Origin of the sequence: Pragia fontium DSM 5563 = ATCC 49100 (assembly GCF_900112475.1) — a bacterium.
GTDB lineage: Bacteria > Pseudomonadota > Gammaproteobacteria > Enterobacterales > Enterobacteriaceae > Pragia > Pragia fontium.
Window position 1 is genome coordinate 201,993 of sequence record NZ_FOLW01000002.1, and the last position, 21,962, is coordinate 223,954.

Annotated in this window: 24 protein-coding genes and 1 pseudogene; 13 read left to right on the forward strand and 12 right to left on the reverse strand. The window is 44.0% G+C overall.

Features of this window, described 5'->3' with window-relative positions; all coding sequences use genetic code 11:
- Positions 1-41: 41 nt before the first annotated feature.
- From BMZ28_RS04040 to copC, 5 genes are all read right to left on the reverse strand, one after another.
- The gene (locus BMZ28_RS04040) at positions 42-1,289 is read right to left on the reverse strand and encodes a c-type cytochrome (RefSeq protein WP_074820877.1); all 1,248 of its coding nucleotides are present in this window, start codon (positions 1,287-1,289) and stop codon (positions 42-44) included.
- Entirely contained in the window at positions 1,286-1,840 is a 555-nt protein-coding gene (locus tag BMZ28_RS04045; protein WP_074820880.1) for a (2Fe-2S)-binding protein, read from the reverse strand. The genes BMZ28_RS04040 and BMZ28_RS04045 overlap by 4 nt, the downstream gene beginning before the upstream one ends.
- Complete coding sequence (locus BMZ28_RS04050; protein ID WP_074820883.1) at positions 1,837-4,626, reverse strand: xanthine dehydrogenase family protein molybdopterin-binding subunit; 2,790 nt, start codon at positions 4,624-4,626, stop codon at positions 1,837-1,839. Before BMZ28_RS04050 ends, BMZ28_RS04045 begins: the two co-directional genes overlap by 4 nt.
- A gap of 113 nt (positions 4,627-4,739) precedes the next feature.
- A complete protein-coding gene (copD, locus tag BMZ28_RS04055) occupies positions 4,740-5,621 on the reverse strand; it encodes a copper homeostasis membrane protein CopD (RefSeq protein ID WP_074820886.1) in 882 nt (293 codons plus the stop codon).
- A gap of 3 nt (positions 5,622-5,624) precedes the next feature.
- Complete coding sequence (gene copC / locus BMZ28_RS04060; protein WP_074820888.1) at positions 5,625-6,014, reverse strand: copper homeostasis periplasmic binding protein CopC; 390 nt, start codon at positions 6,012-6,014, stop codon at positions 5,625-5,627.
- 394 nt (positions 6,015-6,408) lie between these two features.
- Between copC and leuE the strand changes: the two genes are divergently transcribed.
- The 4 genes and pseudogenes from leuE to BMZ28_RS04080 all read left to right on the forward strand — a co-directional run bounded on the left by leuE (position 6,409) and on the right by BMZ28_RS04080 (position 8,510).
- On the forward strand, positions 6,409-7,053 hold the full coding sequence (leuE, locus tag BMZ28_RS04065) for a leucine efflux protein LeuE (RefSeq protein ID WP_074820890.1): 645 nt from the start codon (positions 6,409-6,411) through the stop codon (positions 7,051-7,053).
- A 126-nt stretch (positions 7,054-7,179) separates the two neighbouring features.
- Positions 7,180-7,491, forward strand: a pseudogene (locus BMZ28_RS04070) (hypothetical protein).
- Positions 7,492-7,659: 168 nt separating this feature from the next.
- Positions 7,660-8,043: a hypothetical protein gene (locus BMZ28_RS04075; protein WP_074820893.1), complete on the forward strand. Its 384-nt coding sequence runs from the start codon at positions 7,660-7,662 to the stop codon at positions 8,041-8,043.
- Positions 8,044-8,276: 233 nt separating this feature from the next.
- A complete protein-coding gene (locus tag BMZ28_RS04080) occupies positions 8,277-8,510 on the forward strand; it encodes a YceK/YidQ family lipoprotein (RefSeq protein ID WP_047780584.1) in 234 nt (77 codons plus the stop codon).
- A gap of 164 nt (positions 8,511-8,674) precedes the next feature.
- On the opposite strand, the gene BMZ28_RS17710 is transcribed toward BMZ28_RS04080, so the two are convergent.
- The gene (locus BMZ28_RS17710; protein WP_412178050.1) at positions 8,675-8,887 is read right to left on the reverse strand and encodes an ECs_2282 family putative zinc-binding protein; all 213 of its coding nucleotides are present in this window, start codon (positions 8,885-8,887) and stop codon (positions 8,675-8,677) included.
- Between the two features lie 376 nt (positions 8,888-9,263).
- On the opposite strand from BMZ28_RS17710, the gene endA reads away from it, so the two are divergent.
- Both endA and BMZ28_RS04090 read left to right on the forward strand, forming a co-directional pair.
- A complete protein-coding gene (gene endA, locus BMZ28_RS04085; protein ID WP_074820896.1) occupies positions 9,264-9,974 on the forward strand; it encodes a deoxyribonuclease I in 711 nt (236 codons plus the stop codon).
- Between the two features lie 240 nt (positions 9,975-10,214).
- On the forward strand, positions 10,215-10,529 hold the full coding sequence (locus BMZ28_RS04090; RefSeq protein WP_074820899.1) for a hypothetical protein: 315 nt from the start codon (positions 10,215-10,217) through the stop codon (positions 10,527-10,529).
- Positions 10,530-10,675: 146 nt separating this feature from the next.
- On the opposite strand, the gene prfH is transcribed toward BMZ28_RS04090, so the two are convergent.
- From prfH to BMZ28_RS04105, 3 genes are all read right to left on the reverse strand, one after another.
- Positions 10,676-11,290 carry a peptide chain release factor H gene (gene prfH, locus BMZ28_RS04095; RefSeq protein ID WP_074820903.1) on the reverse strand — a complete coding sequence of 205 codons (615 nt, stop codon included), beginning with the start codon at positions 11,288-11,290 and terminating at the stop codon, positions 10,676-10,678.
- Positions 11,287-12,426: an RNA ligase RtcB family protein gene (locus BMZ28_RS04100; protein WP_074820905.1), complete on the reverse strand. Its 1,140-nt coding sequence runs from the start codon at positions 12,424-12,426 to the stop codon at positions 11,287-11,289. Before BMZ28_RS04100 ends, prfH begins: the two co-directional genes overlap by 4 nt.
- A 211-nt stretch (positions 12,427-12,637) precedes the next feature.
- Positions 12,638-13,279: a YiiX family permuted papain-like enzyme gene (locus BMZ28_RS04105; RefSeq protein ID WP_083399630.1), complete on the reverse strand. Its 642-nt coding sequence runs from the start codon at positions 13,277-13,279 to the stop codon at positions 12,638-12,640.
- Between the two features lie 258 nt (positions 13,280-13,537).
- Between BMZ28_RS04105 and BMZ28_RS04110 the strand changes: the two genes are divergently transcribed.
- The 7 genes from BMZ28_RS04110 to tatA all read left to right on the forward strand — a co-directional run bounded on the left by BMZ28_RS04110 (position 13,538) and on the right by tatA (position 19,615).
- Positions 13,538-14,140, forward strand: coding sequence for a CDP-alcohol phosphatidyltransferase family protein (locus tag BMZ28_RS04110; protein ID WP_074820907.1), 603 nt, complete (start codon positions 13,538-13,540; stop codon positions 14,138-14,140).
- Between the two features lie 15 nt (positions 14,141-14,155).
- Positions 14,156-15,076 carry a phosphatidate cytidylyltransferase gene (locus tag BMZ28_RS04115; RefSeq protein WP_074820910.1) on the forward strand — a complete coding sequence of 307 codons (921 nt, stop codon included), beginning with the start codon at positions 14,156-14,158 and terminating at the stop codon, positions 15,074-15,076.
- 18 nt (positions 15,077-15,094) lie between these two features.
- Positions 15,095-15,733, forward strand: a complete 639-nt coding sequence (locus BMZ28_RS04120) for a lysophospholipid acyltransferase family protein (RefSeq protein ID WP_074820913.1) — start codon at positions 15,095-15,097, stop codon at positions 15,731-15,733.
- Positions 15,730-17,490, forward strand: coding sequence for a bifunctional alpha/beta hydrolase/class I SAM-dependent methyltransferase (locus BMZ28_RS04125; protein WP_074820916.1), 1,761 nt, complete (start codon positions 15,730-15,732; stop codon positions 17,488-17,490). The genes BMZ28_RS04120 and BMZ28_RS04125 overlap by 4 nt, the downstream gene beginning before the upstream one ends.
- A 61-nt stretch (positions 17,491-17,551) precedes the next feature.
- Positions 17,552-18,877, forward strand: coding sequence for a phosphatase PAP2/dual specificity phosphatase family protein (locus BMZ28_RS04130; protein ID WP_074820919.1), 1,326 nt, complete (start codon positions 17,552-17,554; stop codon positions 18,875-18,877).
- Complete coding sequence (locus BMZ28_RS04135; protein WP_126467355.1) at positions 18,831-19,295, forward strand: hypothetical protein; 465 nt, start codon at positions 18,831-18,833, stop codon at positions 19,293-19,295. Before BMZ28_RS04130 ends, BMZ28_RS04135 begins: the two co-directional genes overlap by 47 nt.
- A gap of 122 nt (positions 19,296-19,417) precedes the next feature.
- Complete coding sequence (tatA, locus tag BMZ28_RS04140; RefSeq protein WP_047780593.1) at positions 19,418-19,615, forward strand: Sec-independent protein translocase subunit TatA; 198 nt, start codon at positions 19,418-19,420, stop codon at positions 19,613-19,615.
- Between the two features lie 81 nt (positions 19,616-19,696).
- On the opposite strand, the gene lipA is transcribed toward tatA, so the two are convergent.
- The 3 genes from lipA to BMZ28_RS04155 form a co-directional block, all read right to left on the reverse strand.
- Positions 19,697-20,662, reverse strand: a complete 966-nt coding sequence (gene lipA, locus BMZ28_RS04145) for a lipoyl synthase (protein ID WP_047780594.1) — start codon at positions 20,660-20,662, stop codon at positions 19,697-19,699.
- Complete coding sequence (gene lipB / locus BMZ28_RS04150) at positions 20,655-21,323, reverse strand: lipoyl(octanoyl) transferase LipB (RefSeq protein WP_175474932.1); 669 nt, start codon at positions 21,321-21,323, stop codon at positions 20,655-20,657. Before lipB ends, lipA begins: the two co-directional genes overlap by 8 nt.
- 157 nt (positions 21,324-21,480) lie before the next feature.
- Positions 21,481-21,900: a VOC family protein gene (locus BMZ28_RS04155; RefSeq protein WP_047780596.1), complete on the reverse strand. Its 420-nt coding sequence runs from the start codon at positions 21,898-21,900 to the stop codon at positions 21,481-21,483.
- Positions 21,901-21,962 lie beyond the last annotated feature (62 nt).

Genomic DNA, 21,962 nt, shown 5'->3' on the forward strand with positions numbered 1-21,962 from the left:
GGTCGAAAGACTACGCGTTTCCGGTAATGAAGAACGCAGGATTATTTATTTTCTCCACTCTGGCGTAGCGCCTTAACCTGTGTCTCGGTTACGTTCTCCGGTTGTCCTCCCCATGTTACCCGAAGGTAATTAACCAACGCGGTAATGTCATTGTCGCTTAACCGTTCAGCGAATCCAGGCATCGCCTGCATACTTTCTCCATTTGGGAAATCCTGGGCTGGAAGACCATCAAGTATTGAAACGATAAGATTATTAGCATCGGTCAAACGCAGGGTGGAGTTATCTTTCATCGCTACGGCTACATGAGGCTTCCCTTCGCCATCACGGGAGTGGCATCCGGCACATTGATTCAAATAAATCAGTCGGCCATTTTCGTTTCCTTGCCCGGCCTGATATTGAGTCGCTGTTGGCGGGTGGTCTCCCATCAGATAGCTTGCCATAGCTTTTTTATCATCATTGTTTAAGTAGCGGGTGCTGAGATTAATTACGGTATGCATATCAGCAAATGCGCTGGTTTGTGGTGTGATGCCATAACCTATAAATTGGCTCAAACTTTCCGGCGTCCATCCTCGTTGAGATAGACCTTCCGGTGTAATATCCGGAGCGAGAATTCTGCCTAAGGTTCCGCCTTGCATAGGTTTATCCTGATTAACCTGCCCCAGTATGCCTCTGGGGGAATGGCATTCACCACAATGACCAAGCGCGTTACTGAGGTATTGTCCACGCAGCCATTGTTCTGAAGCACCGATTGACGCTGGTTTGATTGGGGCGCTGTTTAAAAACAGCATATTCCAGCCAATTAATGCCATTCTCTGATTATAGGGGAAGGACAGTTGATTTTCTGGTGCTGGCTGTGTTACTGCGCTACGAGTCATAAGAAATGCGTAGATATCATCAGCATCTTTACGCGTTATTTCTTTGTACGAGGTGTAGGGCATGGCTGGATAAAGATGGCGTCCTGAAGGGGTGACCCCTTTAGTTATTGCCGAGTAAAAATCATCGCTAGTCCAGCGTCCGATACCAGCATCTGGATCCGGAGTAATATTGGTACCATAAATTGTACCGAAAGGCGTATCTAAAGCCACCCCCCCAGAGAACGGCGCTCTACCGGGACCAGTATGGCAGGCTTCGCAGTCGGCGGCTCTGACCAGATACTGACCTCGACTGATTTGCTCTTCGCTGGCTTTTACATGTTGAACCGGGCCATTGTAGGTTCGGTTTTCTCGCCACCATAACAGGGCAACAATCATCAGTAGTATGATGACGCCCCAGAGTAACAAACGTTTCATTTAGCTTCCTCCGTGAGCAATCCCGGCGTTTTTTCTATTACCTCTTTAACAGCTTGGTAATAACGGACATAGCCGGTACAGCGGCAAATATGATTCTCTAGCGCTTGGCTAATCGCTGTTTCCAGATCTTCAGCTTTGATGGGCTGCTTATGTAAGCGTTCGATAAGTAGCGTTGCTGCGGTGACGAATCCAGGTGTGCAATAGCTACACTGAAAGCTGTAGTGTTCAAGAAAGGCTTGCTGCACCGGGGTGAGTTCGGTGGCCTGACCAGCATCATCGACGGTAGCATATCCTTCAATGGTGCGAACTTTTTTACCATCAAAATAATGGGCTCCGGTGATACAGGTACGTACTTCCTCACTGACGCCGCTATCGTGATCGACAATAACTACGCAGGCATGGCAAATTCCCTGACCACAGCCTAGACGGGAACCCGTCAGGTCAAGGTATTCGTGCAGAAAATCAATCATCATCAACCCTTCTGGAACGTCTATTGGGCCATATAGCTGATTGTTGATAGTCAGGGTTAGAGGGCGGTTTTTCAGGCTCATGATAATACCTCACGAATATTTTCAGCGCGTACCGGCAGATCGCGGAAACGATGTCCGGTGGCATGGGCTATAGCGTTGACCAGTGCGGCGACTACTGGAATCATGACGACTTCAGCCATGCCTTTGGGAGGATCGGTTTCTGACAGAGCCGGAAGAATTTCTTCGCTCTGTTTCCAGACGGCAACGTCGCTGGCTCGAGGCAAATGGTAACGGTTAAAGTTCCAGGTGCCATTGCCCGGTCCATCTTCATATAGCGGTAAATATTCATGCAGAGCATGGCCAATACCCATAGCCAGACCACCCTGTAATTGACCAGAGACCAGTTCGGCAACAATCAGGTTTCCACACTCCATAATAGAGTGATGAGTGAGTAGTTCTACTTGCCCGGTGGCAATATCAACGGCCACTTCCGCCAATGTTCCAACGGCGCTGTAATAAGTGACCGCGGCATTGTTTCGCTGTACCGGAGGGTAATAAACCTGTTGACGTATTTGAGGTTCAAATTGGCCGTTAGCATGGCGAAGTGCCAGTCCATCGATGGGCAAGCGTAGTGTTTGATTACTGATGGTGAAATCGGCTTCTGCCCACTGCCAACGGTTAAATACGTGAACAATAGCACCGGTTATTGCTCCCATTTGATGTGCTTTCTGCGCCAAAATTTCCAGGCTCAGCACTTGCATACCGTTAGCGGTTAATCCTCCTTCAACCCAACGGGCATCTTCTTTACGAATAATATAGGGAGCCGCTTGGCCACCACCGATTCCCGTTTGCCAGATAGCCATAGCGGCAGGCCAGATCCCCTGATCAAAAATCAGACGGGCGGCTTCCCCAGTGCTATGGGAAAAATAATAGGCCGAGTTACTGGCGCTGGAAGGGGAACAGTAAGAGGGGGACCATTTGGGGTTCGTCTGTAACTTATCCTGTTCTTGCTGTGACATCTGGTAAGGATCACCGCTGGTTTCCACCGGTAATAGGGACCAGTCCGTCACGGAAAAATGGGCTTCATCGGCGGGTTTACCCAACCATTGGGCACAGATCACGGATTGAGAGGTTGACATGCCGGTGCCCATTTCTGCACCGCTATGATAGAGCGTTATTCGTCCATCTTCTGTCAGTTCAACCCGGGCGAACGAGGTTTCGGCCCCGGTACCGAAGTCTTTTTGTACGCAGCCAAAACCGACGCCGTAGCGTTTGCCGGGATGTTGGAACTCATAAGCTTGCTTATTCTGTTGACGCTGAAGCCAGAGTGGATGTTGTGCTGCTTTCTCTAACACTTCATCAGCTCGGATAGCACCTGCGGGAATGGCGCCTTGAGTGTTTTTCATGCCTGATTTCAGCACATTGCGTAAACGGAATTCAATGGGGTCGAGTTTGAGTTCTGCGGCAAGCTCATCCACCATCATTTCTGTTGCCGCCATGCTTTGCAGTGTGCCATATCCACGGGCTGAGCCGGCATCAAGCGCCCGTGAGGCAATACCAATGGAAGACAGATCGCTTTTTGGAAAATAGTAGATTGATTGCGCTGCGGTAGCGCCAACCATGACAACAGACGGCGTGAAATTGCTCCGCCCACCGCCGTTAGCCACCATTTCGGCTTTTATGGTTTGCATCATGCCGGACTGGCGGTTGACGGCGACAGTGTAATCTATGTCGAAAGCATGACGCTTTAACGACGATTGGAACTGTTCATAGCGATCGTTAGCCAGACGTATTGGATAGCCATCACCATAAAGTGAGGCCACAGTGCCATAATAGGGGAAATTATAGTGATCTTTAGAACCGTAGCCCACGGTATAGCAAGGGTGCAGAAAAACCTGCTTTATCGGTAGAAGGCTTTTGCTGGCCATTTGCGAAAGGCTTTCAACTACTTCTTGTGGTGACTGGGTCGGGATAACCAAATGTAGGCTCTGGCTTTCGGAATCGTACCAGCCGTTAGCATTATCGGGTTCTAATGCGGCGGTATCGATTGACTGAGTGGTGTAGCGCCGCGACATGACCAGCCAGTCCGTTGGTGGAGTTTGGAGTTCATCGGCAATATTTTGGGCGTAGAACATTCCTTGCTGATCTAATTTACCGCCTTGCTGCCCCTCAGGCCATACGGGTAGATGCTTTTTCATAGCGGAAGGAAATATCGGACTATCTTTCAGGCTGGAGAACAGATCATCATCGTTTGATGTTGTTCCACCCACGCGCACATAGCGAAATATTCCCCAAGGATCGCGTTCTAGTGGACCAGTTTTTTTACCGGAAAGAATCACTTCATTATGGAATTTCAGTTTATCTTTAGCAAAACGGAAGCGGGCGAAATCGTGATATATCAAGATAGCGACCGCTTGCCCCAAATAAGCGGGTGTTTTGCCTATCGGTAGCAACATGTCTTCGCCATAGAATGCCGGGAAAGCCAGACCATCCCGCATCAGATCTTCGGCCGTAACCAGTCGATCGGGGTAGAGGTCTTCTCCTAATAAGGAGAGGTCGAGGCCCTGATACAAACTATCCGCTTGGGTGACGCGTAAGATAAAAGCATGACCTTGTTTTTGAGGCCAGTGGGGCATATCTCTGGCACGAATATCTCGGGCGAAGACCTTTTTGCCCATGACTTTGGATTGTCCATCGATGCGAAAACGAATGCGTTTATCTTTAGCGTCCCATATCGGGGATTGCAGGATCTTATTTTCGAACAGTGCGGCATAGGCCCGGCTATAGAGCGGAGCCAGATAGACCGTTACGCCAGCAATAACTGCCATTTTGATAAAACTTCGCCTTGATGTACTGAAATTGCTCATCAGAAGTCTTTCCTTTTTATTGTGATTTTAGGAATAAGTATGGGTCAGTAAAGACAAAATGGCCTGTTTTCAGTGTGAAAAATATTGAATGAATTGAAAGCGGAAGGTTTAAATCAGACGGGAGAAAGGGTCGCAAATAGACTCACTAATGACAGTACTACAAATCCAAGAGCTATCTCTATTGTGGTTAAGAGAGTAAACCAACTTAATATACGGGGAGTACTTGATTTCATTCGGGGGACTAGCTGATAGCGGTTAAACAGCGCGATGGCAATCATTATTGCGACAATGGCGATTTTAACGCAGAGCAATAACTGATAGTAAGAGGACCAATCTAGCGGCCAGCGTTGCAGAATTAAACCACTATTGATGATGCCGCTGACAACAACCAATAACACAGCCACATGACCCAGATGCGAAAATCGTACCATCGACTTTACGGCATCAGCATGTAGTTCGGTGCTTGCCAGATAACGCAGGCAGACTAAGAGCGGAATTAATGTTCCTAGCCAGTATCCACCGCTGAGGAGGTGAATGGCGTGATTAATACGGTGTAACCAACCCAATAGCCCACTATGTAACGTTACATGGCCGACAAAACCAAGATTAATCAGCAGTAAGGTAGAAAACAGCAGGCTCAGGTTAAATCGATATTGAGGTTTTAATCTTAGGCATAGTATCGCAGCTGCAGAAAATATAATTTGCCAACGCCAAGCCTGTCCAAACGCGGTATCCAGTACGGCACTCAAGATGGAGAGATTAAGCATATCTGACCAGCCATCCCCCATCAGTCCCGCCTGAACAGAGATCATGTCTACTGACGTCAGCATTAATGTCAGTATTGAGGCTATTAAAGTAGTGTTGAGTTGCGTGCTTAATACTGGTCTGAGTGTTTGTGTGCTGAGACACACTACGAAGATACTGATGCCAAACATCAGTATCACCATAGAAAAATGGAGTAACCTTAGCAGAATATAGAGGGTATCCAGGCTCATTTATCAGGGCTTAACAGAAAAGTGATAGCTACCCTTAGTTTTATGACCATCAACGGAAACGACTTGCCAATCCACGGTATATTGACCAGCACTCAGTGGCTGTTTTATTGTCGTCATAATACGTGTGTTGTCGTTAGTATCAAGGGCGAGAGTGCCTGTTTCTATTGCTTTTTTATCTGAACCTATTAGGGTGATTTTGCTGAATTTAAGCTCAACACCTTCAGAAAATGTGAGTGAAATATCGACAGGTGAAGAAGATACGGTGGTATCGGCTTCAGGTGATTGCAGTTTAAGGTGAGCGTGAGCCATTGCTTGCTGGCTGGTTAAACCAAATATAAATATTAAGGCAATGGAAAATAGGTGAAATACGTTACGTAATTGTGGCATAACCATAAAGCGATATCCTTGTGGCAATGATGTAAGAATTTACTGTTGGAACAAAATGTTAACATTCATTATTCATCTTGTATACAATTGATAACTGTTCTCATTGGTTGATAAATGAGTAAGACATAAAGCCCTTCACTATTCATCTATAAAAATTTAGTTATTCACTAAAATCTGACAATTACTCCTGTTTTATCTGATAATTTATTTTTATTGAAATTTAATTTCATTTAAATGGTATTTGCTTGGTGTTAAGTGTTGTGTTTTTGTTTTTGTGTAGTTTTATTAAGAGTTTTGTTGGTTTGATTTTAGTTTATTTATCTGTATATTTTCATGCATTATTAGAGATGAATAATTCTGATTGTTAAACTGGTTATGTAGGGGCGTAGGGTGGGCGAAAATGCTTGAAAGCTTTGGTGTGATTAATCTCTGGACTTATATTATTGGTGTCACTGTTCTTACCTTGATTCCGGGCCCAAATTCAATTTTTGTGCTGACCAGTAGCGTGAAACATGGAGTGAAAGAGGGATATAAAGCTTCTTTCGGCGTATTTCTGGGGGATGCGGCTCTGATTTTTTTAGCATTTATCGGTGTGGCGTCATTAGTCCGTACTTCCCCGCTATTTTTTGACGTAGTGAAATATGCCGGGGCGGCATATTTATTGTATCTTGGTGGACGGATTCTCTATACCACTCTGATAAAGAAAGAACATCATCCTGTGGATGATATGCCAAAAGCGACCAAAGACCATATTTTTCGAAAAGCGCTACTGCTGAGTTTAACGAATCCTAAAACCATTATTTTTTACGTTTCTTTTTTCGTGCAGTTTGTTAATCCTGATTATCCAAATACGGCGGTGCCTTTCTTTATATTGGGAAGTATTCTGGAAACATTCAGTATGATCTATCTATCCGTGTTGATTTTCAGTGGTGCAACGCTGTCCTCAATGTTTAAACAACGCTATGGCTTGGCTAAATTATCGAATGGGTGTGTTGGTGCATTGTTTTTGGCTTTTGGTTTAAAGCTGGCTCTGGCAACCTCATAACTTTTTAGCACTGGAAAAAACCACCTTAATTTATAAAGGTGGTTTTTTTATAGCTGCATTATCAAAAAATTGTTATATACATGGAAAATAGTGCAACTCGATAAAGTTTATAGCGAGAGAAACATGATTATTGCTCGTACCTGGCATGGCTGTGTCCCTCTGAAGTACCGGGATGGATTTGCCGCTCATTTACAGTTGACGGGAGTTCAGCATTCGTAATCAGTTAATGGCAATTTAGGGGCTTTTGTGCGACAAGAAATACAGGAAGGATGGGCGCATTTTTTTCTGGTTACTTACTGGGATTCCTATGACAGCATAAAGGCCTTTGCCGGAGATAATTATTCTATTGCAGTGACTTACCAGGATGATGAAGTGTTTGAATTACTATCCGATCCTTTTGTATTTCATCATGAAGTTAGTCAAGTTAACCCCATCTAATCCTTTAAATGAATATTGTTTTGTTAACATAGTGAAAGCTTGCTTGAGATAGCTTGAATAACCTGATATTAAATAAAATATTATTGACGGTAGGCGTTGTTTAAACGACAGCCTGAATCATTTATTATCCGCTTGTAAGGGATTTGATATAAAAGGGAAGTATTGGTCATGGGAAAAAAATTGCTGGCGTTATTGATGGTCGGTGGATTAGCCAGTGCATTGGGTATATCCATTGTTCACGCTGAGAGCTATGAGGTCTGCTACCAAAAATATACCGACTCGTTTGGTCATCGCGCCGTTTCTCTTACTGACTGTCAAGGTAATGATTATGTCGTACGTCCGCAGTCAGCGCGTTCTAACTCGGTCGTTTCAGGTTCAGAACGACGGATGTATTCCCGTGGTCCAGAGCCATCGTCAAGAAGCCAAGTACAAACTGATGAGTCGACTTATGCCCGAGAGCGCTGGTGTGATGATACCGGCTGCTATCGTATTAGAAATAAACCTGACCTATGCATACTAGAAGTTACGGGTGAATTAGTTGACTGTAACTGAGGTTATTATCGATCGACTATTAGATTAAAGCGTATTTTTTAGATTAAAAATACGCTTTAATGCGTGTTATTACTATTTTTTATCTTTTCTTTGGTTTGATATTGCACAGTTATTTCCATTATTTTTGCGCTCTTTCATTTTAAGTTAAAACTGCTGGATTGCTGAAATAAGTCATTTCATTATTTATCACGCTCGGATTAACAGAGTATGGCGAGTTTAGAGGTGGGTTGGTGATGTATAGTAAAATAGCTATTTTTGTTTTGTTCTGTTCATTGTTGTCTGGGTGCGGTAGCTTCGCCAGCCGCTTTGAAGGGGGATATCATGATGAATATTATTCAGGAATAAAGTACTCTTTAAGCCAAGCAGATAGTGGAGATGGTCTGTATTATATAGATGTGCCGTTTTCTTTTATTTTTGATACCGTTATGTTACCCGTTGATGCTATCCGTATCGAATCGAGTCGATAATTATCGTTTTTCATTTCTTGATATCGCGTTAATATTTTTATTAGCATAAGAATGAGTTGGTTACATTGTTAATAATATTTTAAAGATTAGCTCCTTATTAAATAGCCTCTATCGATGAGGCCAGGTAAGAGTGTGATAATATGTAGTTAGAAATATACGGAATATCAACTTACAGTCATGCTGCCAAGTATTTTTCTCTGTATAATCAGTTGGATACGCCTGATTTTGTGTTCGGTGATATCACGTAGAGCTACGGGGTTATAGCATCGTGAACAGATGGCACCATGAATATCATTCAGGGCGTTAATCTGATGGCTTGAGCGGAAAGAATCATTGCCACACTTTGAGCATTGGAATGTAAAATCAGGATACATCATAACCTCTTTATGTGTGATTAAATATAAAACGTATGGGTAAGTTATACCATAGATAATATTTAAATATAGATGTTCTTTAGTACACTTAATTTGAGATTGTTGTTTCAGTTTTATTTTTTGTTATATTTTTATCGATAACTAGTGGGTTTTTCATATGTTAATTATCATTTTTAATGTGACATTTATTTAACATTTGAAATTATATTAAATGTAATTGACTGTTATTAGTATAATATATTTTCATTGTTTATAGTTGCGTTGTTTATTATATGTTGCCGGTATTATCTGGTGTTCCTTTGTTCTCAGTGTTGTCATGGTAGAAGGTATCCGTTAATCTTTAAGCTGTGGTATCAAAATTTTTTAGATTTTTGGTAATATGAATCGTAATATTTTTTTATTTTCTGTTTGTAGTTTATTTTTTTTTCCAGAGTATATATTGGGTGCTACATCCCCTAAACCGATTAGCTTTAGCAAGGCTAAACAGCTAGCTATTGAAATTCATCAAAATAAAGCTCGATCGTTTTATTGTGGCTGTAATATCCAATGGTTAGGTAAAAAGGGGATTCCAGATTTAAAAAGCTGTGGTTATCAAATAAGGAAGAATGAAGTAAGGGCTAAGCGCATCGAGTGGGAACATGTTGTTCCTGCCTGGCAATTTGGTCATCAGCGTTTATGTTGGCAGCAGGGTGGAAGAAAAAACTGCAGTAAAGATCCTATTTATAATGTGATGGAAACGGATTTACATAATTTGCAGCCCGCAATAGGTGAAGTTAATTACGATCGTTCGAATTTTCAGTTTGGGCAATGGAATGGGTCGGCAACACAATACGGGCAGTGCCAAATGAAAATTGATTTTAAAAATAAAAGCGTCGATCCTCCTGAAAGAGCGAGGGGAAGTATCGCCAGAACCTATTTCTATATGCGGGATCGCTACCGCTTACGCTTGTCAAAGCAGCAAACAGAGTTATTCAAAGTTTGGAACCTGTTTTATCCGGTGAACCATTGGGAGTGCGAAAGGAATAACAGAATTTTAAAAATACAGGGCAACGATAATCCGTATGTCACTACATTGTGTAATAAAATTTAAAGATAATATTTAATGATAGTATTTAGTTTTTAAAACTATAGTTTTTTTCTTTATTAGTTTTTGTCTCTGAATTATAGAAAAATAACATAGTTTATAGATTTCTAACTTTATATGATTTAATTAAATCATATTGTTAAAACTACTCAATAAAAATATTTGATGTTATAATTTTTTCGAACAATCATAATATTGTTCTAAGTTGTTGTTTAATTTTAAATTATATTTCAAGGAAATGAATAAATGAAATCTTCCCGCGTTCTTCTTTCTACTGTTGTCGCTTTTTCTTTATTAGCTTTAAGTGGTTGTGGTGAAAAAGAGCCAGCTAAAGCGGCAGATAATGGTTTACCAGCAGAGTGTAATGAGTACGTAACTACAGTGACGACTTGTGTGAACAAACTGGGTAAAGACAATAAGGCTATGGCCGATCAGTTTAAAACTCAAATGGATGCTGCGACTGAGTCTTGGAAACAAATGAGTGATAAAGAAGCGCTGAAAAACAGCTGTAAAGCTGCAATGGACGCGTTTAAACCAGCGTTGTCCCAATTAGGTTGTTAATCTAATAATTACGCCGTAATGATATTTTATGGTTATTACGGCGTAGTATTTTCTAAGTTTTATTTAGATTTATTTTTGAAATATTTAGATTAACTTACTTTCATATCAATAACGGAATAACGTCTTATCCCGCTATTGTCCAAGCGTTATATCATTTTAAATCCAATATCTTTAAATATCAGTTGGGGATTTCCTCGCTCAATTTGGTGATGAAACATTCTTCGTTCCGATTTCAATTCGGCATCGGCTTGTTGCTTCAGCTGATCCAGCCGATGACTAATTAATAAAATTGCTAATCGCTTATTAGCATGCTGACTTCTCTCCGACTGCACTTTTACACTTATTCCTGTGGCAACATGTGTTGCTCGGATAGCTGAGTCGGTTTTATTAACGTGTTGTCCACCGGGGCCTGATGAACGCAAGGATTCAAAATGAATTTTGCTTTCCAGTTCCGGGTCTGGCTGTGAGAAGCGGGCAATACCAATAAACCAATTTTTTCGCTTATAGTTTGGACGATAAGGACTGCTACAGACCCAAAGTAGTGAGCCACACCAGCGTTCAGCCAGTGCTTCTGCTCCATGCCCATTAAGAGACACTAAAGCGGAACGTAGTCCATCAGGTAATCTGGCGGGTTCTGATTCCAGGCAATTAACTTCAATACCAAGAAGATTGGCTTCTTTTATCAATTGCTTTAATGCCTTACTAACGGCCAGACAGCATTCATCTGGCCCCTGAGCTGAGGAAAATTGCAAGAGTATCATTCGCTTTTTCCTCCGCTGGTTTTATAAGTTAAAACCGGTTTTAGACGGGCCAGCACCACAATGAGTTTGGCTCCGACCAGGCTGTCAATTACGCTACTAATAGATTTATAGGCTTCAGGCGCTTCTTCATAAATCAGTTGACGATCCTGACAGATAACCCGGCCACCCATTGTGGTTCGTTTAAGCTGCAATGGCGTAAAGCGCGACGATAAGCGACTTTTACATTCAGAACGCATCCATTTTCTACCTGCGCCATGTGCCAAAGAATACAGACTGTGCTCTGAGGCGATTGGCATAACCAGATAACTATAATCTCCACGAGAGCCAGGAATAATGACCGCGCCGCGGTTAGATGGCGTTGCACCTTTACGATGTAGCCAACCTTTCAATCCACTAATTTGGCAAGGTTCAACCAGATTATGATTAATATCTATCAGGCATTGACCATCGGTTTTTATTTGGTCAAGCAAGCGCTGTGCAATTAGCTGTCGATTCAGTTCGGCGAAGTGCAGGGCCTGATTGTGTTCGGTCATATAAACATCAGCATCTGCTGAGTTTTCCGTTAAGCCACCATGATTAAATTGATCGACGTGACGGCGCAAAATTGCCTGACCTAATCCCCGTGAGCCACTATGTACCAGCAGTAACAGGTTATGTTTATCCAAACCAAGTTGGTCGGTTATATCATGATGATAAATCTGATCTAATTGCTGTAATTCAGCAAAATGATTACCGCCGCCGATCGAGCCGAGGGAACCAGCAAACTCATGCTGTAACATATCAGGAGCAAGGCGCTCTGCCAGCCATTCTGGTTTGGCAAAATCTCCCATTCCCTGTACTTTTTTCTCTAATTTATCCAGCTGTAGCCGTTTGGCATCAATGCCGGTCTGCCAGAGGCTCATTCCGCAGCCTATATCATTGCCAACCAGAGCCGGATAAAAACGATTTACCGAGAAAAATGCCGCGCCAATGGGGTAACCTCGACCGGGGTGCAAATCAGGCATCCCGACAACATAGGTCATATCCGGCAGCGCTGCCGTTGTGTTTAATTGTTGGATCGCACTACCTTCGATCCAAGTGTCATCTGATGCGATATAGGAAACGCGATCAGATAAAGGACGAATAAAATTGCCCATATACCAATCCATATTGGAGAAAACATAAAAGTCGAATTGGCAGGCCGAAGCCGAGGGATAAAACGGGAAGGACTAACCCTGGATACGCCTGCAAAGGGTACTAATTTCAAGTTGTTGCATGATATACCTCCTTTGCCGCTGAAAAGTGAATTGAGTGAAAAACGGGCGCATCATAGGCTTGGATAAAATAAAATGCAATACGGCCAGTGAATTATTTTTGTCCGACAGCGGTTAAGAGCGGTGAGTCAAACATAGACTTAGGGGAAATAACCGTTTCATTATAAGGGATAGTCGTGCCGTAGCGTTCAGTCAGTTTGGCCTTTACCGCTGGTGACGTTAAATTAAATTCCCTGAGTTTTTGTTGTTGTCCAATCTTTAAACCCAATGCATTGAAATAGATTTTCCAGACCAGTTCTGAACAGTATTGTCGGTCATCAGACCAAGAAAAGGTAAGATCGTAGGGGCGATTAATGTAGTTTTGTGAAATTGACCATATTCGCTGCTTTTCCTTATTAGTTAGCATTTTTTTTAGTCTTTTGGCGACAAATTTCCCATCGACACCTCGCGTAATCCACGCCTCCAATGGCGTGAACTTCACACGATTTGACGCTTCAAAAACATAAGGTTGATTATTTTTAAACAGAATAATCCCCATATGGCTATAAATAGAATGAGTCGCTTGTTGTATAGCCAGACTCTGGGATGAGCGAGAGGTTTGAAAAATGATATCGCCCTGTTGAGGTTGATAGCCATAGCTTTCAGGAATAATAACTAACCATGAAGTGAGAAAAATAATGCTAATAAGGGCGATTTTTATTAGCCAACGAGATGAGGAGTTTGATGTAGTAGGCATAAGGGAAAGTGCTCTGATAAAGGAATTATGCGGTAACAATAATTTATTACGGTGAAGTTGCGGTGAAGTGTTAGGAATTGATCGTAATTAGCCATCATGTTGGCTAATATCAGCCAGTTAAGTAGGTAAACGTTATCATTAAAACCAAAGTGTTAAGTGAAGAAGGGGTGTTTTTAGTTGATTAGATAAATGGGGTGCTGTAGCGTGAAGCTATTATAGTGATAGGTATTTTTGATTATTGATGCTTCACAGGGAATTATGACTGTATACGATCTTAAGCCTCGGTTTCAGGCTTTATTAAGACCTCTGTTAAAACGCTTATACCGTGCAGGTGTGACGGCAAATCAGGTCACATTAGCGGCGTTGGTGGCATCCATCTTGATTGGTGGGTTGTTAACCGTTTTTCCTCTTGCTTCACTGTATCTTATTCTGCCCATTTTCCTGTTTATTCGTATGGCGCTTAATGCGATTGATGGCATGCTGGCGCGTGAGTTTAATCAACAATCTAAATTAGGCGCTCTGCTAAATGAAACCGGTGATGTTTTGTCGGATGTCGCGCTCTATTTGCCTTTTATGCTGTTACCAGGGGCCACGCCTTGGTTAGTGATATTGGCGGTTTTTTTATCCGCTTTTACCGAATTTTGTGGTGTTTTAGCACAAACGATCGGGGCTTCACGCCGCTATGATGGTCCAATGGGCAAAAGCGATCGCGCGTTTATTTTTGGTGCTTATGGACTGGCTATTTTTATCTGGCCGGTATTACAGCAATGGAGCTGGCTGGTGTTTGGGCTGGTATCGGTTTTACTAATATGGACCTGTCTGAATCGCTGTCGTCGAGCGCTGGCAGAAGTTTGCTCATAGTCAGGGAGTCGTTATATGAGTCCGATATTAATTCGTGCACTAGTGATCATGTTTACTTTGCTGATAGTAGCCAGTATCACTATTCGGGTTTTATCTCTTAGATCGCCAGATAAAGACTGGACGGAATTACGCCAACGGATTACGACTTGGTGGTGGATTGTGATTGTGTTTGCGCTGGCGATTTCCACGCCAAGGGCTATTTCACTCACCATTTTTGCCATTATCAGTTTTCTGGCACTTAAAGAGTATCTCACGCTTATCCCAACCCGCCGTTCTGACCATATGCCTCTGTTATGGGCCTATATTGCTATTCCGATTCAGTATTATTTTATTGGTATTGAGTGGTATAGCATGTTTTTGGTGTTTATCCCGGTTTATGTCTTTCTGTTTCTCCCGATGCGCATGGTGCTGATTGGTGATAACAAATCGTTTTTGCATTCGGCCGCCATGTTGCATTGGGGGGTAATGACCACGGTTTTTGCCATTAGTCATGTGGCTTATTTAACCGTGCTGCCTGACTCAGCGCCGGAAACCGGTCCACTGCTGGTGATTTTTTTGGTTGTCCTGACGGAGTGTAACGATATTGCCCAATATCTTTGGGGTAAGTCGTTTGGCCGGATTAAAGTGATTCCGAAAGTGAGCCCCAACAAAACGTTAGAGGGATTATTTGGCGGCGTTGCTACCACCATGTTTTTAGCTTGGTTGTTAGGCGGTATTTTGACGCCGCTTAACGGTTGGGAGTCAATCTTGGTTGGTTTGCTGATTGGTGTCGCTGGCTTTATTGGTGATGTGGTGATGTCGGCAGTGAAACGCGATATCGGGGTCAAAGATTCCGGGAAGCTACTACCGGGTCACGGTGGTATTCTCGACCGATTGGATTCCCTCATCTATACCGCGCCGTTGTTTTTCCATGTGCTGTATTATCTGCATTACTAATTGATTGGAGAAGGCGGGATGAACCGACTGTTACGTTTGCTGTTTGTCATATTGGTGGCATATCCGGTGGTTTTAGCGTGGTTAGGTGTTTCAGTGGTTAACCGCAAACGCCTGCCGCATAAAGGACCGGCAATTATTATTGCGAATCATAATAGCCATCTGGATTTACTCACCTTGTTAACGCTGTTTCCATTATCGATGGTACACAATGTGCAGCCAGCAGCGGCAGCCGACTACTTTCTGAAAAATCGTTTTTTAGCCTGGTTTGCTACCCGAGTGGTGGGCATTATTCCGGTGATCCGTGGCGGTAATGCCCAGCAGAATGATCCACTGGCTGGCTGTGCTCAGGCATTGCAGCAAGGAAAAATATTGATTCTGTTTCCAGAGGGAACGCGGGGTGAGCCTGAACGGCTATCTGAATTCAAATCCGGGCTATGGTTTTTGTGCCAAAAGTTTCCAGACGTGCCGGTCATGCCGGTGTTTATGCATGGATTAGGCCGGGCAATGGGAAAAGGGCAGTGGATTCCTGTTCCATTTTTTATCGATGTGCATGTTGATGAGCCGGTTTATTGCCGTTCAGATAAAGCAGCATTTATATCGGATATACAGCAGCGGTTTGAGTCGCTGCAAAATAGTGCACTAGGGAGAGAGCAATGAGTTTAGCTGAACCACGTATCGCCACGGAGAATGGGTTTACAACGTCTGATGGAACGGAGCTGTTTTATCGCTGTTGGCCTCAGAGAGAGGGTGTGGCGGATAAAGTGATCGTACTTTTCCATCGCGGACATGAACATTCCGGACGATTGCAGCATATTGTCGATGAGCTCAATATGCCTGATGTGCCGATGTACGCTTGGGATGCTCGCGGGCATGGTAAAACATCGGGAGCAAGGGGATACAGCCCGAGTCTGGGGACTTCCGTTAGGGATGTCGATGAGTTTGTTCGCTATGTCTCAGAACAAAGCGGCGTACCTATGGAAAATGTCATTGTCATCGCCCAAAGTGTTGGCGCGGTATTGGCTGCAACCTGGGCGCATGATTATGCACCGAAAATTCGTGGTCTGATTCTGGCTTCACCGGCCTTTAAAGTGAAACTGTATGTGCCGTTTGCTCGTACTGGGCTAGGATTAATGCAGAAGTTTCGCGGTCTGTTTTACGTTAATTCCTATGTGAAAGGTAAATATCTGACCCACGACCGGCAGAGAATAGCGTCTTTTAATCAAGATCCGCTGATTACGCGCGCTATTGCGGTCAATATTCTGCTGGAACTGTATAAAACCTCTGAACGTATTGTGGCGGATGCTTCGGCGATTACGATACCAACTCAACTGCTGATTTCGGGTGATGATTATGTTGTGCATCATCAGCCCCAGCATCAGTTTTACGCGGGTTTAAATACGCCGATTAAAGAAAAGCATGTATTGGGTGGTTTTTATCACGATACGTTAGGTGAAGAACATCGACATATCGCGTTTGAAAAAATACGTGCCTTTATTGATAAGCTGTGTGCTATGACTCCGGTGAGCCATGATTATTCTGAGGAAGATCGCTGGAGTTTTACTGCGGATGAGTTCCGGGAACTGCAAGCGCCATTACCTCATTATTCAATCAAACGTTATTACTATCAGGGGCTAACCCACGGCATGGCTACGCTGGGCAAAGCATCAAAAGGAGTCAGCGTTGGTTTTGAAACCGGCTTCGATTCAGGCAGTACGCTGGATTATGTTTATCGTAATCGCCCTGAGGGTAATAATGCTTTTGGCCGTTTTGTTGATAAACAGTATCTGAATAGCATTGGTTGGCGCGGTATTCGTCAGCGTAAGGTCAATATTGAAACGTTAATTCGTCAGGCTATTCAGGAACTGAAAGATCGTGATATGCCAGTGCGTATTGTTGATATTGCCGCAGGGCATGGTCGCTATGTATTAGACGCTATCGGGGATGCTCAGGATATTGAGTCAATTTTATTACGTGACTACAGTGAACTGAACGTTGAGCAGGGTAAGAAAATGATTGCTGAACGTCATCTATCCGATAAAGTGGATTTTGTGGTGGGTAATGCTTTCGATCGTCAAAGTCTGGCAGAGATTAATCCCAACCCGACGTTAGGTATTGTTTCTGGTCTGTATGAGCTATTTCCTGAAAATGAAGGCGTTCAGGCTTCGTTAATGGGGCTGGCGGATGCCATTCCGGTTGGCGGGATATTAGTGTATACCGGACAGCCATGGCATCCGCAGTTGGAAATGATAGCCCGTTCACTCACCAGTCATCAAAGTGGTAAGCCTTGGGTGATGCGCCGCCGTACGCAAGGAGAGATGGATAGCATGGTTGAACGCGCCGGCTTTGTGAAAAGGGTGCAGTTAATTGATGATTGGGGAATTTTCAGCGTATCCATTGCTGAAAGAGTAAAATAGGCTTATTAGAGTATTGGCGATAGGTGCTGAATAACGGCACCTTATGGATTGAGTACGTCGGATGAATAATCACTTACCACCAACGCCAGACTCCCGCCGCCAGATTTGGCTGCGGGGCTTTATCTGGTTACTTTTTTTGGCTCCCTATTTTTTTCTGACCTATGGGCAGGTCAACCAGTTTACCGCTACGCGTGATGATATCGGCATATTGGTTTTTAGCTGGGAGTCTTCTATTCCATTTTTACCGTGGACGATAGTGCCTTATTGGAGTATCGATTTACTGTATGGCATTTCGTTGTTTATATGTACGACTCGCCGTGAATTAACGATACACGGTTGCCGATTAGTATTCGCTTCCGCAGTGGCCTGTGTGGGTTTTTTACTGATTCCTTTACGCTTTAGTTTTGTTCGTCCGGTGAGTGATGGGGCTTTCGGCTGGCTGTTTCAGCAGTTAGAGATGTTTGATCTACCCTATAATCAGGCGCCGTCATTGCATATTATTTTGCTTTGGCTACTGTGGCTGCGTTTTTATCCTCACGTTGCGGCAAAATGGCGCTGGTTATTGCATAGCTGGTTTGCCTTAATTGGTCTTTCGGTGTTAACCACTTGGCAGCATCATTTTATTGATGTGGTCAGTGGATTATTTGTTGGTGTGGTAATTAGCTATGCTTTACCGATTGCGTCTCGCTGGCGTTGGCAGCCAAGTGAGGATCCGTTTTCCCGGCGTTTAGCTGTTTACTATGCGACGGCAACGCTGGTATTAGTCACGCTAGCCGTTGCTTTAGGCGGTGGCTCTTGGCTGCTGCTCTGGCCAGCTTTCGCTTTATTTATGGTGGCGTTAGGCTATTGTGGTTTAGGTGATTCGATTTTCCAGAAAACCCCTTCCGGTGAGATATCTCCCTCGGCACGCATCTTATTGGCACCTTATCAAATTGGGGCGTGGTGTTCATTCCGTCACTTCAGTGCTAAATACGATCCGTACAATGAAATTGTTCCCGGCATTGTGTTAGGCAGCTATCCACGTAAAAATTTGCAGGTGAAAGCGGTGCTGGATATGACTTCGGAGTGGCAGAAAAGTCGTTATACTGGCAGTTTGGCGTATGCCGCTTGCCCACAGCTAGATTTATTAGCGCCAAGCGTAGCTGAGTTACAGCGGGCGGTTCAGGAACTCAATCAATTACACACTCAGGGCGATGTGCTGGTGCATTGCGCTCTTGGGCTGTCACGCAGTGCCACGGTGGTTGCGGCATGGCTGCTTCAACAAAATAAAGTATCCAACATTTCTCAGGCTATTGAGGTGATTCGTCAGGCTAGACCCGGTGTAATATTAAGGGAATCTCATGGCGATGTGCTGGAACAATGGGCCAGACAATATTTATCGAGGTAGCGTTATGCCAGAGCATCCGGTAGCAGGCAAAGTATTAATAGCGACGTTGGGCAGTTGGCGTTACTTTTCAGCATTGTCTGGGATGGCAATGTTATTCGTTTTGGTGATGTTATTGAGCAATAGCTATTCATTAGTTGTACTGGCTGTTGCAGTGGTGCTTGGATTGGTTTGCCAATATTATTGCTGGCGGCTTTGGCTGGACTGCCGTCTGTTTCAGATTTTTTATCAATATCCAGAAAAAAGTGATGTTTTTGATACGGCGATCAATATGTGTTGGGGGCGAGAGGGGGAAAATATCCGTAGTTTGGCTTCTCGTTGGTCTGGCGCACGTCGGTTACTGTATTTGGCCGCTGGTTGGATGCTAGTTCAATGGGGAACGATCCTGTTGTCGCTGGTGGTGTATGGTCTTCAAGGCTGATTACAGCGGCTGTTTTAATCTGTTACATTTCAAAAATTGTGATTGCATAATATTTATCGTACAAAGATAGTAGGGTTAATTACGTCGAGTTAATCGACAGCGGATAAAGTAAGAAGGTTCACATGGCTGGTATAAGCATTACTAAATTGTTGATCATTGGTGCACTGATCGTGCTGTTATTCGGTACGAATAAGCTTCGTTCGTTAGGGAGTGATTTAGGTGCAGCTATTAAAGGATTTAAGAAGGCGATGGACAACGATACCCCGCCAGCAGAAGCGAATACTGAAGCTCATGCTCCTCAGGTAGAAGATAAGAAGTAATTGATAAATTAGATTGGCTCTGAGGGTTGGTCTGATTAATCACAAAGGCGTGTAAAAACACGCCTTTATTGTTTCTGGCGTTTATTTGACTTCTTCGCCTTTCGCCTGCATATCTGCATGGTAGGAGGAGCGAACAAACGGTCCACAGGCTGCATGGGTGAACCCCATTGCCATAGCTTCCGCTTTCATCTCATCAAATTCAGCTGGACTGACATAGCGCTGAACGGCAAGGTGATGACGACTTGGCTGTAAATATTGACCCAGTGTCAGCATGGTGACGCCGTGGGCGCGCAGATCGCGCATCACTTCAATAATTTCCTGATTGGTTTCACCTAACCCGACCATTAGACCCGATTTGGTTGGGATGTCAGGATGTGCTTGTTTAAAACGCTCAAGTAGTTTCAGTGACCAGTTATAGTCAGCACCGGGGCGAACCTGACGGTAAAGGCGAGGAATATTTTCCAGATTATGATTAAACACGTCCGGTGGGGTCGCGGTTAGAATATCAAGTGCACGATCCATCCGACCGCGGAAATCGGGAACCAGCGTTTCAATCTTAATGGTCGGATTCTTTTGTCGAATCGCGCTAATACAATCAGCAAAATGCTGAGCACCACCGTCGCGCAGGTCATCACGATCGACAGAAGTGATCACCACATAGCGTAGCCCCATATCTTTAATGGTTTGGGCCAGTTTTTCGGGCTCATTAACATCCGGCGCCGTTGGCCGACCGTGGGCGACGTCGCAAAATGGACAGCGTCGGGTACAAATAGCCCCGAGTATCATAAAGGTGGCGGTGCCGTGGTTAAAACACTCTGCCAGGTTAGGGCATGAGGCTTCCTCACAAACGGAATGGAGTCCATTCTTGCGCATGGCGGCTTTAATACCCTGAATTCGGCTGGAGTCGGCAGGTAACTTTATTTTCATCCATTCAGGCTTGCGAAGCATTTCCTGACGATCGGTTTCTACCGACTTCACTGGAATAAGGGCCATTTTGTCTGCATCGCGATACTTAATGCCGCGTTCCATTTGAATTGGTTTACTCATAATCGTTAAGATTCCAATAACCTGGCTCGGGTTGCTGATAACCGAGCAATTGAATGAATTCCTGTACCAGGACGGGGTGAACTTGGTCAAAATTAGTTGCTGTAGCCAGCTGTTTAACCTGTGTCATCGGCATTCCGGCGTAGCCACAAGGATTGATGCGGTTAAAAGGCTCAAGATCCATATCGATATTTAGTGCCAACCCGTGAAAGGAACAGCCTTTGCGAATTCGCAAACCTAATGAACAGATTTTACTGCCATCAACGTAGACACCAGGGGCATCAGGTCGAGCTATGGCATTGATATTAAAACGCGATAGGGTATTGATTACCGTTTGTTCTATCGCCGTGACCAATTCGCGAACGCCTAGTTTCTTCCGCTTAAGGTCGATCATAACATACATTACTTGCTGACCGGGTCCATGATAAGTGACCTGACCACCACGATCGCTCTGAATTACCGGTATATCGCCCGCCGCGAGAACGTGCTCGGCTTTTCCCGCCTGACCCTGAGTAAATACGCGAGGATGCTGAACCAACCACAGTTCATCAGCGGTGCTGCTATCACGGCGATCGGTAAAATTATGCATAGCATGGGATACAGGTAGATAGGGCTGTAACCCCAGTTGGCGTAATATAATGGTGTCTTGTTGCAAGTAGGTCATCATAACGTTACGGAAATGGTGTAAGCATTATACTCACCGTTTTACCAGACCACCAGATGAAATCGGCATATTCAATCTATTAAAGTCATCGCTATCACTGCCTCCAAAACTGAAGGCAGTGATAATGGATGAAAATAGTGTATCTGGAATAGGGTGATTAGGTATCAGTATCGCTCATTACCATCCAGCCGACGCCGAAACGGTCAGTCAACATACCGAACCCACTTGACCAGAAGGTGCGTTGAAAAGGCAAATTGATTTTGCCACCGGCTGACAGTGAGCGAAAGAGTCGTTCGGCTTCAACTTTACTTTCCGCATGTAAGGACAGACTAAATCCACTGAATGATGCATGATTTTTATCACACTGACCATCTGAGGCCATAAACTGAGATTGTCCGACAGTAATATTGGCATGCAAAATTTTATCCTGCCATTCGTCGGGTACAGGAATGGTTAAGGCATCAGGAGACTCGCAGTAGCGCATCAGTACCGTAACTTCTGCACCGATACTTCGTTGGTAAAATTCCAACGCTTCTTCACAGTTACCGTTGAAAAACAGATAGGGTTGAACTTCCATAGCAATATCCCCCTTTGATTTACCATCAACAGAACCAACATTTGCCGCTCTGATCTCAAGAA

Excerpts from the sequence above, each read along its gene's own strand:
- BMZ28_RS04040 (WP_074820877.1), bottom strand. The coding sequence starts at position 1,289 with ATGAAACGTTTGTTACTCTGGGGCGTCATCATACTACTGATGATTGTT.
- BMZ28_RS04045 (WP_074820880.1), bottom strand. The coding sequence starts at position 1,840 with ATGAGCCTGAAAAACCGCCCTCTAACCCTGACTATCAACAATCAGCTA.
- BMZ28_RS04050 (WP_074820883.1), bottom strand. The coding sequence starts at position 4,626 with ATGAGCAATTTCAGTACATCAAGGCGAAGTTTTATCAAAATGGCAGTT.
- copD (WP_074820886.1), bottom strand. The coding sequence starts at position 5,621 with ATGAGCCTGGATACCCTCTATATTCTGCTAAGGTTACTCCATTTTTCT.
- copC (WP_074820888.1), bottom strand. The coding sequence starts at position 6,014 with ATGGTTATGCCACAATTACGTAACGTATTTCACCTATTTTCCATTGCC.
- leuE (WP_074820890.1), top strand. The coding sequence starts at position 6,409 with ATGCTTGAAAGCTTTGGTGTGATTAATCTCTGGACTTATATTATTGGT.
- BMZ28_RS04075 (WP_074820893.1), top strand. The coding sequence starts at position 7,660 with ATGGGAAAAAAATTGCTGGCGTTATTGATGGTCGGTGGATTAGCCAGT.
- BMZ28_RS04080 (WP_047780584.1), top strand. The coding sequence starts at position 8,277 with ATGTATAGTAAAATAGCTATTTTTGTTTTGTTCTGTTCATTGTTGTCT.
- BMZ28_RS17710 (WP_412178050.1), bottom strand. The coding sequence starts at position 8,887 with ATGATGTATCCTGATTTTACATTCCAATGCTCAAAGTGTGGCAATGAT.
- endA (WP_074820896.1), top strand. The coding sequence starts at position 9,264 with ATGAATCGTAATATTTTTTTATTTTCTGTTTGTAGTTTATTTTTTTTT.
- BMZ28_RS04090 (WP_074820899.1), top strand. The coding sequence starts at position 10,215 with ATGAAATCTTCCCGCGTTCTTCTTTCTACTGTTGTCGCTTTTTCTTTA.
- prfH (WP_074820903.1), bottom strand. The coding sequence starts at position 11,290 with ATGATACTCTTGCAATTTTCCTCAGCTCAGGGGCCAGATGAATGCTGT.
- BMZ28_RS04100 (WP_074820905.1), bottom strand. The coding sequence starts at position 12,426 with ATGGGCAATTTTATTCGTCCTTTATCTGATCGCGTTTCCTATATCGCA.
- BMZ28_RS04105 (WP_083399630.1), bottom strand. The coding sequence starts at position 13,279 with ATGCCTACTACATCAAACTCCTCATCTCGTTGGCTAATAAAAATCGCC.
- BMZ28_RS04110 (WP_074820907.1), top strand. The coding sequence starts at position 13,538 with ATGACTGTATACGATCTTAAGCCTCGGTTTCAGGCTTTATTAAGACCT.
- BMZ28_RS04115 (WP_074820910.1), top strand. The coding sequence starts at position 14,156 with ATGAGTCCGATATTAATTCGTGCACTAGTGATCATGTTTACTTTGCTG.
- BMZ28_RS04120 (WP_074820913.1), top strand. The coding sequence starts at position 15,095 with ATGAACCGACTGTTACGTTTGCTGTTTGTCATATTGGTGGCATATCCG.
- BMZ28_RS04125 (WP_074820916.1), top strand. The coding sequence starts at position 15,730 with ATGAGTTTAGCTGAACCACGTATCGCCACGGAGAATGGGTTTACAACG.
- BMZ28_RS04130 (WP_074820919.1), top strand. The coding sequence starts at position 17,552 with ATGAATAATCACTTACCACCAACGCCAGACTCCCGCCGCCAGATTTGG.
- BMZ28_RS04135 (WP_126467355.1), top strand. The coding sequence starts at position 18,831 with ATGGCGATGTGCTGGAACAATGGGCCAGACAATATTTATCGAGGTAGC.
- tatA (WP_047780593.1), top strand. The coding sequence starts at position 19,418 with ATGGCTGGTATAAGCATTACTAAATTGTTGATCATTGGTGCACTGATC.
- lipA (WP_047780594.1), bottom strand. The coding sequence starts at position 20,662 with ATGAGTAAACCAATTCAAATGGAACGCGGCATTAAGTATCGCGATGCA.
- lipB (WP_175474932.1), bottom strand. The coding sequence starts at position 21,323 with ATGACCTACTTGCAACAAGACACCATTATATTACGCCAACTGGGGTTA.
- BMZ28_RS04155 (WP_047780596.1), bottom strand. The coding sequence starts at position 21,900 with ATGGAAGTTCAACCCTATCTGTTTTTCAACGGTAACTGTGAAGAAGCG.